8 protein-coding genes are annotated in these 10,261 nt (G+C 72.8%); 5 read left to right on the forward strand and 3 right to left on the reverse strand.

The window, feature by feature from the left end:
- Positions 1–38: 38 nt before the first annotated feature.
- Positions 39–863, forward strand: coding sequence for a phosphatase (locus IO40_RS0127720; protein ID WP_030409753.1), 825 nt, complete (start codon positions 39–41; stop codon positions 861–863).
- Here IO40_RS0127720 and tesB read toward each other — a convergent pair.
- The 3 genes from tesB to IO40_RS0127735 all read right to left on the reverse strand — a co-directional run bounded on the left by tesB (position 830) and on the right by IO40_RS0127735 (position 3,882).
- A complete protein-coding gene (tesB, locus tag IO40_RS0127725; protein WP_016469103.1) occupies positions 830–1,768 on the reverse strand; it encodes an acyl-CoA thioesterase II in 939 nt (312 codons plus the stop codon). The genes IO40_RS0127720 and tesB overlap by 34 nt on opposite strands.
- A gap of 139 nt (positions 1,769–1,907) precedes the next feature.
- The gene (locus IO40_RS0127730) at positions 1,908–3,065 is read right to left on the reverse strand and encodes an acyl-CoA dehydrogenase family protein (protein WP_016469104.1); all 1,158 of its coding nucleotides are present in this window, start codon (positions 3,063–3,065) and stop codon (positions 1,908–1,910) included.
- Between the two features lie 190 nt (positions 3,066–3,255).
- A complete protein-coding gene (locus IO40_RS0127735) occupies positions 3,256–3,882 on the reverse strand; it encodes an SACE_7040 family transcriptional regulator (RefSeq protein ID WP_031176337.1) in 627 nt (208 codons plus the stop codon).
- A 117-nt stretch (positions 3,883–3,999) separates the two neighbouring features.
- Here IO40_RS0127735 and IO40_RS0127740 point away from each other — a divergent pair, with 117 nt between their 5' ends.
- The 4 genes from IO40_RS0127740 (at position 4,000) to IO40_RS0127755 (ending at position 10,136) form a co-directional block, all read left to right on the forward strand.
- A complete protein-coding gene (locus tag IO40_RS0127740; protein ID WP_041968830.1) occupies positions 4,000–5,676 on the forward strand; it encodes a carboxyl transferase domain-containing protein in 1,677 nt (558 codons plus the stop codon).
- 103 nt (positions 5,677–5,779) lie between these two features.
- A complete protein-coding gene (locus IO40_RS0127745; RefSeq protein ID WP_033229906.1) occupies positions 5,780–7,903 on the forward strand; it encodes an acetyl/propionyl/methylcrotonyl-CoA carboxylase subunit alpha in 2,124 nt (707 codons plus the stop codon).
- Positions 7,900–8,961, forward strand: a complete 1,062-nt coding sequence (locus IO40_RS0127750; protein ID WP_033229907.1) for a hydroxymethylglutaryl-CoA lyase — start codon at positions 7,900–7,902, stop codon at positions 8,959–8,961. Before IO40_RS0127745 ends, IO40_RS0127750 begins: the two co-directional genes overlap by 4 nt.
- 2 nt (positions 8,962–8,963) lie before the next feature.
- Positions 8,964–10,136: an acyl-CoA dehydrogenase family protein gene (locus tag IO40_RS0127755; RefSeq protein WP_031176340.1), complete on the forward strand. Its 1,173-nt coding sequence runs from the start codon at positions 8,964–8,966 to the stop codon at positions 10,134–10,136.
- The last annotated feature ends 125 nt before the right edge of the window (positions 10,137–10,261 follow it).

Consider the following 10,261-nt stretch of genomic DNA (forward strand, 5'->3'; position numbering starts at 1 on the left):
TCCGTCCATCGGGCGTCCGTACGAGACACAATGGCTCCATGCCACAGCCTCTCTTGCCCGTGTCGCTCCCCCTCCCGCTCCCCGCGGCGCCCACCCGCGACGAACTGATCGGTCATCTGGTGCGCACCCGGATCGCGGGAGAGGTCGCCACTCCGCGGGAGAACAATCTCGCCCACTACCGCAAGCTCGCCAACGGCGACCGGCACTACTGGCTCGGTCTGGAACTGGGCGAGCGCTGGGCCGACGAACAGGACGTGCTCGCGGTCATGGCCGAGCGCTGCGGCGTCAACGACGACCCGGACTACCGCGCCGGGCAGGACACCATCGACCCGGAACTGACCGTCGGCGCACTGGAGCGGGCCGCGGCCGAACTGCGCAAGGCCGCCGAGTCGCGGGCCCGCGTCCTGTTCGCCACCGGCCACCCCGGCGCGCTGCTCGACATGCACGGCACCCTGGCCACCGCGCTGCGTGCGGTGGGGTGCGACATCGTGCGCACCCCCCTGCGCGTCTTCGCCGACGAGGGCGTCATCGTGCAGTTCCAGGGCGTCGCCGTCTACGAACGGGGCGCCTCCCTGTGGCACACCCACTCCCCCGAACCCATGGCGGGCATACTGCACGGCCTCGAACAGGCGGGCGAACCGCTGCCCGACCTGGTGGTGGCCGACCACGGCTGGGCGGGCCGCGCCGCCCAGCACGGACTGACCACGGTGGGCTTCGCCGACTGCAACGACCCGGCGCTCTTCCTCGGCGAGGCCGAGGGCACCCTGGCCGTGACGGTACCGCTGGACGACCACGTGGTGGACCCGCGCTTCTACGAGCCGATGACGGCCTATCTGCTGGCCGCCGCCGGGCTGGCCGGCTGACCCGTGCTCCCCGCCGCGCCGTCACGGCGCGGCACCCGCACCACGCCCTCCTGGATGACCGAGGCCACCAGCCGCCCGTCCCGGGTGAAGATCCTGCCCTTGGCGAGTCCCCGGCCGCCCTGCGCGGTGGGGGACTCCTGGTCGTAGAGCAGCCACTCGTCGGCGCGGAACGGCCGGTGGAACCACATCGCGTGGTCCAGGCTGGCCCCCACCACGTCGCCGACCGCCCAGCCGCCCCTGCCGTGCGCCAGCAGCACCGAGTCCAGCAGCGTCATGTCCGACACGTAGGTGGCCAGACAGATGTGCAGCGTCGGATCGTCCAGTTCGCCGTCCAGCTTGCCGTTGGTGCGGAACCACACCTGGGAGCGCGGCGCGGAAGGGCGGCCCACCCTCCCGAACGGCGGCTCCTCCACGTACCGCAGGTCCACCGCGGCCCGCGCCCGCAGCAGCCGCTCGGGCACCTGCGGGTCGACGAACAGCTCCCGGTAGCGGGGTACGACCTCCTCGGCGGTCGGCAGCGTCTCCGGGTCCGGCGCGGGCGGCATCTCCTCCTGGTGCTCCATGCCCTCCTCGTGCACCTGGAACGAGGCCGACAGGTGGAAGACCGGCTGACCGTGCTGGACGGCCACCACCCGGCGCGTGGTGAAGGAGCGCCCGTCGCGTATCCGGTCCACCGTGTAGACGATGTGCGCCCCCGGGTCGCCGGGACGCAGGAAGTACGCGTGCAGGGAGTGCGGCAGCCGCCCCTCGGGAACGGTACGGCAGGCGGCGACCAGCGCCTGGGCCGCGACCTGGCCTCCGAAGACCCGGGGGACGAGGGAGGCCCGGCTGCTGCCGCGGAAGATGTCCTGCTCGATCCGCTCCAGGTCGAGCAGATCGAGCAGGGACGTCAGTTCGTCACTCATACAGGTGATTCTGCCGAGGTGGTGCGCGGCGGCGTCACGTCGTACGTCACAGGCGTGGTGCCGGACGCCGGGACCCCGCTGCGTGCCGCGTCGCACGGCACGGGCGCCGTGCCGCAAGGGGCCGGGCGGGCGGGCCGGTTCACAGGCCCATCGACTTCGCGACGATGGACCGCATGACCTCGCTGGTGCCGCCGTAGATCCGCGACACCCGGGTGTCCGCGTACAGACTGGCGATCGGGTACTCCAGCATGTAGCCGTAACCGCCGTGCAGCTGGAGGCACTTGTCGATCACGCGGGCCGCCAGCTCGGTGGTGAACAGCTTCGCGGAGGCGGCGTCGGCGGGGGTCAGCTCGCCCGCGTCCAGCGCCTCCAGCGCCCGGTCGCAGACGGCCTGCATGGCGTCCACGTCCGCCTTGCAGTCGGCGAGGACGAACTTGGTGTTCTGGAAGGAGGCGACCTCCTTGCCGAAGACCGTGCGCTCCTTGACGTACTCGTGCGCGAAGCGCACCGCGGCGGCCGACTGCGCGTAGGCGCCGATGGCGATCCCCAGCCGCTCCTGCGGCAGGTTGTGGGTGAGGTAGCCGAACGCCTTGCCCTCCTCGCCCAGCAGGTCCTCCACCGGCACCTTGACGTCGGTGAAGGACAGCTCCGCGGTGTCGGAGGCCCGCAGCCCCAGCTTCTCCAGCTTGCGGCCCACCGCGAAGCCCTCGCTCCTGGCGTCCACGACGAGGATGGAGATGCCGCCGCGCCGGTCCTCAGGGGTGGGGGGCGCGGTACGGGCGCACACCAGGACGCGGTCGGCCTGGACACCGCCGGTGATGAAGGTCTTGGCGCCGTTGAGGACGTAGTGCGTGCCGTCCTCGGACAGCTTGGCGGTGGTCTTCATCCCCGCCAGGTCGGAACCGGTGCCCGGTTCGGTCATGGCGATGGCGGTCATCATCTCGCCGGAGACGAAGGGGGGCAGCCAGCGGCGCTTCTGCTCCTCGTCGGCGTACTTGAGCAGGTACGGGAGGCAGAGCGCGGTGTGCACGCTGGAGCCGCCGAAACTGACACCCGCGCGGGCGCACTCCTCGGTGATGACGGCGTTGTACTTGAAGCTGGTCTCGCCCGCGCCGCCGTACTCCTCCGGCACCTCGATGCCGAAGACGCCGAGGTCACCGAGTTTCTTGTACAGCTCGCGCGGCACATAGCCCTGTTCGGCCCACTGCGGGTAGTGGGGCACGACCTCGGCCGCGATGAAGTCGCGGATCGTCTGCCGGAACGCTTCGTGGTCCTCGTTGAACACCGTGCGGCGCACAGCACGCCTCCTCGTCGCCTCGGCCATGGCTAAGCGCTTGCTCAGCCCCCGGAGCCAAAGCTACCGAGCGGTCACCAGCACTGTCCAGACACCCCGGCCCCCGGGCCGCCCGCCGGACCGCGCCCCGGCTTACCACCGCCCCGACCGTCCCGCCGTCCGTACTCCTGGGGGCCGCCCCGCCCCCGGCTCACTACCGCCCGGCCCGCGGGCGCGGCTCCGCCGCCGAGAACGCGCCCCGCGCCAGCCGGTGCAGCAGCGCCGCCGTCGTCTCCCGGTCCGGCAGCACCGCAGGGCCGCTCAGATGCGGGGTCGAGTTCAGCAGCCCGAACACCGTGTGCACGGCCACCCGCGCCTCCAGCTCGGTCAGCCGCGGATACACCGCCCGGACGGCGGAGACCCACAGCTCGACGTACTGCCGCTGGAGCTTGCGGACCTGCTTGCGGTCGGCCTCCGGCAGCCGGTCCAGCTCACGGTCGTGGAGGGTGATCAGCTCGCGGTCGTCGAGGGCGAAGTCGATGTGCCCGTCGATCAGCGCGTCCAGCGTCGCCTCGGGGCTCAGCCCCGCCGCCAGCGACTCCTCCGACCTGCGGCGCCCGCCCTCGTAGAGCCGCTGACTGATCCCCACCAGCAGCTCCGCCAGCATCGCGTCCTTGCCCGAGAAATGGCGGTACAGACCGGGGCCGCTGATACCGACGGCGGCTCCTATCTCATCGACCCCCACCCCGTGGAAACCGCGCTCCGCGAAGAGCCGCGCGGCCTCCCGCAGGATCTGCTCCCGCCTGCTGGGCGCGGGCCTGCCCGCCGTCTTCGTGCTCATGCAGCCCATTCTAGACAGCCACGTTAGTGCGCGTTAACCTGGGTGCTGTTCGGTTAACGGTGACTAACCCGGTGCATGCCGGGTGCGCGGTTCGTGCGAGCAAGGGGGCTGGCCCGGATGGACGAGCAGACGGTGCGGGACGCGAGCGGGCACGGGCCGGCGGCACCCCGCCTGGTGAGCGCCCTCGACCCCGCCTCGGACGCGGCGGCCGGGAACCGCAGGGCCCACCGCGAGTTGGCCGGACAGCTGCGGGAGAAGCTGGCCCGCGCCCGGCTGGGCGGCGGCGCCCGGGCCCGCGAGCGGCACGTCGCCCGCGGCAAGCTGCTGCCGCGCGACCGGGTGGACGCCCTCCTCGACCCCGGCTCCCCCTTCCTGGAGCTGAGCCCGCTGGCGGCAGACGGGATGTACGAGGACGCGGCCCCGGCGGCCGGGGTGATCGCGGGCATCGGCCGGGTGTCCGGCCGCGAGGCGGTGATCGTCGCCAACGACGCCACCGTCAAGGGCGGCACCTACTACCCCATGACGGTCAAGAAGCACCTGCGCGCCCAGGAGGTCGCGCTGGACAACCGTCTCCCCTGCCTCTACCTGGTGGACTCCGGCGGCGCCTTCCTCCCCCTCCAGGACGAGGTCTTCCCCGACCGCGACCACTTCGGGCGCATCTTCTACAACCAGGCCCGGATGTCCGCCGCCGGCATCCCGCAGATCGCCGCCGTCCTGGGCTCCTGCACGGCGGGCGGCGCCTACGTCCCCGCCATGAGCGACGAGGCCGTGATCGTCCGCGGACAGGGCACCGTCTTCCTGGGCGGCCCGCCCCTGGTGAAGGCCGCCACGGGAGAGGTCGTCACCGCGGAGGAGCTGGGCGGCGGCGAGGTCCACTCGCGGATCTCCGGCGTCACCGACCACCTCGCCGAGGACGACGCGCACGCCCTGCGCATCGTCCGCCACATCGTCTCCACACTGCCCGCCCCGCCCACCGCGGCGGACCTCCCCTGGGCGGTCCGCCCGCCGGAGGAGCCGGCGGCCGACCCGGCCCAGCTCTACGACGTGGTGCCGATGGACTCCCGCACCCCCTACGACGTGAGGGAGGTCATCGCACGCCTGGTGGACGGCTCCCGCTTCCAGGAGTTCAAGGCGGAGTACGGCACCACGCTGGTCACCGGCTTCGCCCACATCCACGGACACCCGGTCGGCGTGGTGGCCAACAACGGCATCCTCTTCTCCGAGTCGGCGCAGAAGGGCGCCCACTTCATCGAGCTGTGCGACCAGCGCGGCATCCCGCTGCTGTTCCTCCAGAACATCTCCGGCTTCATGGTGGGCAAGGACTACGAGGCGGGCGGCATCGCCAAGCACGGCGCCAAGATGGTCACCGCCGTGGCCTGCGCCCGGGTGCCGAAGCTGACCGTCGTCATCGGCGGCTCCTACGGGGCGGGCAACTACTCGATGTGCGGCCGGGCCTACAGCCCCCGGTTCCTGTGGATGTGGCCCAACGCCAAGATCTCCGTCATGGGCGGCGAGCAGGCCGCCTCCGTGCTGGCCACCGTCAAACGGGACCAGATGGAGGCGCGCGGCGAGGAGTGGTCCGCCGAGGCGGAGGAGGAGTTCCGCGCCCCGGTCCGCGCCCAGTACGAGAAGCAGGGCAACGCCTACTACGCCACGGCGCGGCTGTGGGACGACGGTGTGATCGACCCGCTGGAGACCCGGCAGGTGCTCGGCCTGGCCCTGACGGCCTGCGCCAACGCCCCCCTGCCGCGGCGCGATCCGGAGGCGCCCCGCTTCGGCGTCTTCCGCATGTGAGGGGGCGGGCGGCATGGCTCAGCTGACGGATGGGGACGGGACCGCGCCGGTCCCGTCGGCCCCGGCCACGACGACCGGGGGCGGGAGCACGAGGAGAGGGCCGATGTTCGACACGGTGCTGGTGGCCAACCGCGGCGAGATCGCCGTCCGGGTGATCCGCACACTGCGCAGGCTGGGCGTCCGCGCCGTCGCCGTGCACAGCGACGCGGACGCCGACGCGCGCCACGTGCGGGAGGCCGACACGGCCGTGCGGATCGGCCCTGCGGCGGCTGCCGAGAGCTATCTGCACATCGAACGGCTGGTGGAGGCGGCACGGCGCAGCGGCGCCCAGGCCGTCCACCCGGGGTACGGCTTCCTCGCGGAGAACGCGGAGTTCGCCCGCCGCTGCACCGAGGCGGGGCTCACCTTCATCGGCCCGCCCGCCGACGCCATCGAACTGATGGGCGACAAGATCCGCGCCAAGGAGACGGTCCGCGAGGCGGGCGTGCCGGTGGTGCCGGGCTCCTCCGGCAGCGGGCTGACCGACACCGAACTGGCCGCCGCCGCACAGGAGACGGGCCTGCCCGTGCTGCTCAAGCCCTCGGCGGGCGGCGGTGGCAAGGGCATGCGGCTGGTCCGGGACCCGGCGGCACTGCCCGACGAGATCGCCGCGGCCCGCCGTGAGGCCAAGGGCGCGTTCGGCGACGACGGACTGCTGGTGGAGCGGTGGATCGACCGCCCCCGGCACATCGAGATCCAGGTTCTGGCCGACGCGCACGGCACCGTACTGCACCTCGGGGAACGCGAGTGCTCCCTCCAGCGCCGCCACCAGAAGATCATCGAGGAGGCACCCAGCCCCCTGCTGGACGAGGCGACGCGAGCCGCCATGGGCCGGGCGGCGGTGGACGCGGCCCGCTCCTGCGGCTACCGCGGCGCCGGCACGGTGGAGTTCATCGTCCCGGGCGACGGCTCGGGTGCCTACTACTTCATGGAGATGAACACCCGCCTCCAGGTGGAACATCCGGTCACCGAGCTGATCTGCGGCCTCGACCTGGTCGAGTGGCAGCTTCGGGTGGCCGCCGGTGAACCGCTGCCCTTCGCCCAGGAGGACATCCGGCTGGAGGGGCACGCGGTGGAGGCCCGCATCTGCGCGGAGACCGCCCGTCCCGCACCCGGCGCGGCCGACGGCCGGGTGGACTTCCTGCCCTCGGCCGGGCAGGTCCTGCTGCTGGAGGAACCACAGGGTGAGGGGGTGCGCACCGACTCGGGGCTGAGCGTCGGCACCCGGGTGGGCACCACCTACGACCCGATGCTCGCCAAGGTCATCGCCTGGGGCCCCGACCGGGCCGCCGCACTGCGCGGGCTGCGGGCGGCGCTGGCCCGCACCACGGTGCTGGGCCTGGACACCAACACGGCGTTCCTGCGCGGGCTGCTCGCCCACCCCGACGTCGTCTCCGGGGACCTGGACACCGGCCTGGTGGAGCGGGCCGCTGCCGCCCTGCTGCCAAAGGGGTTGCCCGACGAGGTGTACGGAGCGGCGGCCCTGCTGCGCCAGCAGGCCCTGGCCCCGCAGGACGGCCCGGGCTGGGTCAGCCCGTTCGCGGTGCCCTCCGGCTGGCGGCTGGGCGGTCAGCGGGCGTGGACGGTGCACCATCTGCGGGTGCCGGGGCACGACCCGGTGACGGTGCGGGTCCGCCCGGCCGCTCCGGACGGCAAGCGGCCCGAGGACCCACCGCCGCCGGGCGAGATGGACGTCGCCGTCGGCGGGGCCGCACCGGTCCGCGCCCGGCTCGCCCCCGGCACGGCCCCGGGCGGCACCACCGTCCGGCTCGACTGGGACGGCATGAGCCACTCCTTCACCCGGGCGCTGAGCACTGACGGGGACACCCCCGGCGTCTGGCTGGGCCGGGACGGCGAGACATGGCAGGTGCGGGGGCACGACCCGGTGGCCGCCGCACTCCGGCAGGCCGGCACCGCTCACGGCGCGGACGCCCTGACCGCACCCATGCCCGGCACCGTGACGCTGGTCAAGGCGGCGGTCGGGGACGAGGTCGCGGCCGGCCAGTCCCTGCTGGTGGTGGAGGCGATGAAGATGGAGCACGTCATCACGGCCCCGCACGCCGGCCGCGTGACGCAGTTGGACGTGACACCGGGCGCCACCGTCGCCATGGACGAGGTCCTGGCGGTGGTGGACCCCCACGAGCCGGAGGGGGCCGAAACCGACAGCGGGACGGAGGTGGCGTCATGACCGGGCTGCCCATGGCCTTCCCCCTGGAGGGCCTTCCGGCACGGGTGCGGATCCACGAGGTGGGCCCGCGGGACGGGCTGCAGAACGAGCAGGCGACCGTCCCCGTGGAGGTGAAGGCCGAGTTCATCCGCCGGCTGGCCGCCGCCGGGCTCGACACGATCGAGGCCACCAGCTTCGTGCACCCCAAATGGGTCCCCCAGCTCGCCGACGCGGAGGAGCTGTACCCGCGGCTGGCCGGCCACGTCCCGGACGGGGTGCGGCTGCCGGTGCTGGTGCCCAACGCGCGCGGGCTGGAGCGCGCCTCGGCGCTGGGGGCGCGCGAGGTCGCGGTGTTCGCCAGCGTCACCGAGTCGTTCGCCAAGGCCAATCTCAACCGCACCGTGGACGAGGCGCTGGAGATGTTCGCCCCGGTGGTGGCCCGCGCCCGCCAGGAGGGGATGGCGGTCCGCGGCTATCTGTCGATGTGCTTCGGCGACCCCTGGGAGGGCCCGGTGCCGGTCGCCCAGGTGGTGCGGGTGTGCCGGGAGCTGGCCGCGATGGGCTGCGCCGAGCTGAGTCTGGGCGACACCATCGGGGTGGCCACCCCCGGCCACGTGCGCGCGCTCCTCGCGGCCCTGGAAGAGGCGGGGCTCTCCGAGCGGAGGGGCGGGCCCCGGCTGGCCGTCCACTTCCACGACACCTACGGCCAGGCCCTCGCCAACACGCTGGCGGCGCTCCGGCAGGGGGTCACAACGGTGGACGCCTCGGCCGGCGGGCTGGGCGGCTGCCCGTACGCCAAGAGCGCCACCGGCAACCTGGCCACCGAGGACCTGGTCTGGATGCTGGACGGACTCGGCATCGAGACGGGCGTCGATCTGGGCCGGCTGGTGAGCACCAGCCTCTGGATGGCCGAACGGCTCGGCCGGCCCAGCCCCTCCCGCACGGTACGCGCCCTGGCGGGCACGGAGGCCACCGCTTCCGGCACCGCCGACGCGCAGCAGGCGCCGCGCACAACGCGGGCGCCGCGCACACAGCACGCGCAGGACTCCCAGGACTCCCCGGACCCCAAGGAGCAGTGAGCATGGCTCTCGACCACCGTCTGACGCCCGAGCACGAGGAACTGCGCCGTACCGTCGAGGAGTTCTCCCGCGATGTGGTGGCGCCCAAGATCGGCGTGTTCTACGAGCGGCACGAGTTCCCGTACGAGATCGTCCGCCAGATGGGCGAGATGGGACTGTTCGGGCTGCCCTTCCCCGAGGAATACGGCGGGATGGGCGGCGACTACCTGGCGCTCTGCCTCGCGCTGGAGGAGCTGGCCCGGGTGGACTCCTCCGTGGCCATCACCCTGGAGGCGGGGGTGTCGCTGGGCGCCATGCCGGTGTATCTGTTCGGCACCGAGGAGCAGAAGCGCGAGTGGCTGCCGAAGCTGTGCTCGGGACAGATGCTGGGCGCGTTCGGGCTGACCGAACCGGAGTGCGGCTCGGACGCGGGCGGCACCCGCACCACGGCCGTGCTGGACGAGGCCGCGGACGAGTGGGTGATCAACGGCACCAAGTCGTTCATCACCAACTCCGGTACGGACATCACGGGCCTGGTCACGGTCACCGCCGTCACCGGCCGGAAGGACGACGGCTCCCCGCGCATCTCCACGATCATCGTGCCCTCCGGTACCCCGGGCTTCACCGTGGCGCCCGCCTACTCCAAGGTCGGCTGGAACGCATCGGACACGCACGAGCTGTCGTTCGTGGACGTACGGGTCCCTAAGGCCAATCTGCTGGGCGAGCCGGGCCGCGGCTACGCGCAGTTCCTGCGGATCCTGGACGAGGGCCGTATCGCGATCTCCGCGCTGGCCACGGGGCTGGCGCAGGGCTGTGTGGACGAGTCGGTGCGGTACGCCAACACCCGCCGGGCGTTCGGCAAGCCCATCGGCGCCAACCAGGCCATCCAGTTCAAGATCGCGGACATGGAGATGCGGGCGCACACCGCCCGGGTCACCTGGCGGGACGCGGCGGCGCGGCTGGTGGCGGGTGAGCCATTCAAGAAGCAGGCGGCGCTGGCCAAGCTGTACTCGTCGGAGATCGCCGTCACCAACGCCCGCGAGGCCACCCAGATCCACGGCGGCTACGGCTTCATGAACGAGTACCCGGTGGCCCGCATGTGGCGGGACGCGAAGATCCTGGAGATCGGCGAGGGCACCAGCGAGGTCCAGCGGATGCTGGTTGCCCGCGAACTGGGCGTGGGCGCGGACGCCTGACGCCGCGCGGTATGGGGCCCGACTCCTCCTTAGGTTCTAGTAGTCGTCGCAACACCCCAGCTCAAGGGGTGCGATGGATTTCGAGATCCGAGCGGACCGGGCTCCGCAGGGGCGTAAGAAGTTGT

Origin of the sequence: Streptomyces albus subsp. albus, from assembly GCF_000725885.1 — a bacterium.
In the GTDB taxonomy this organism is placed as follows: domain Bacteria; phylum Actinomycetota; class Actinomycetes; order Streptomycetales; family Streptomycetaceae; genus Streptomyces; species Streptomyces albus.

What these genes read in the sequence shown, in the direction of transcription:
- IO40_RS0127735 (WP_031176337.1), bottom strand. Translation starts at nt 3,882, where the DNA reads ATGAGCACGAAGACGGCGGGCAGGCCCGCGCCCAGCAGGCGGGAGCAG.
- IO40_RS0127720 (WP_030409753.1), top strand. Translation starts at nt 39, where the DNA reads ATGCCACAGCCTCTCTTGCCCGTGTCGCTCCCCCTCCCGCTCCCCGCG.
- IO40_RS0127755 (WP_031176340.1), top strand. Translation starts at nt 8,964, where the DNA reads ATGGCTCTCGACCACCGTCTGACGCCCGAGCACGAGGAACTGCGCCGT.
- IO40_RS0127745 (WP_033229906.1), top strand. Translation starts at nt 5,780, where the DNA reads ATGTTCGACACGGTGCTGGTGGCCAACCGCGGCGAGATCGCCGTCCGG.
- tesB (WP_016469103.1), bottom strand. Translation starts at nt 1,768, where the DNA reads ATGAGTGACGAACTGACGTCCCTGCTCGATCTGCTCGACCTGGAGCGG.
- IO40_RS0127750 (WP_033229907.1), top strand. Translation starts at nt 7,900, where the DNA reads ATGACCGGGCTGCCCATGGCCTTCCCCCTGGAGGGCCTTCCGGCACGG.
- IO40_RS0127740 (WP_041968830.1), top strand. Translation starts at nt 4,000, where the DNA reads ATGGACGAGCAGACGGTGCGGGACGCGAGCGGGCACGGGCCGGCGGCA.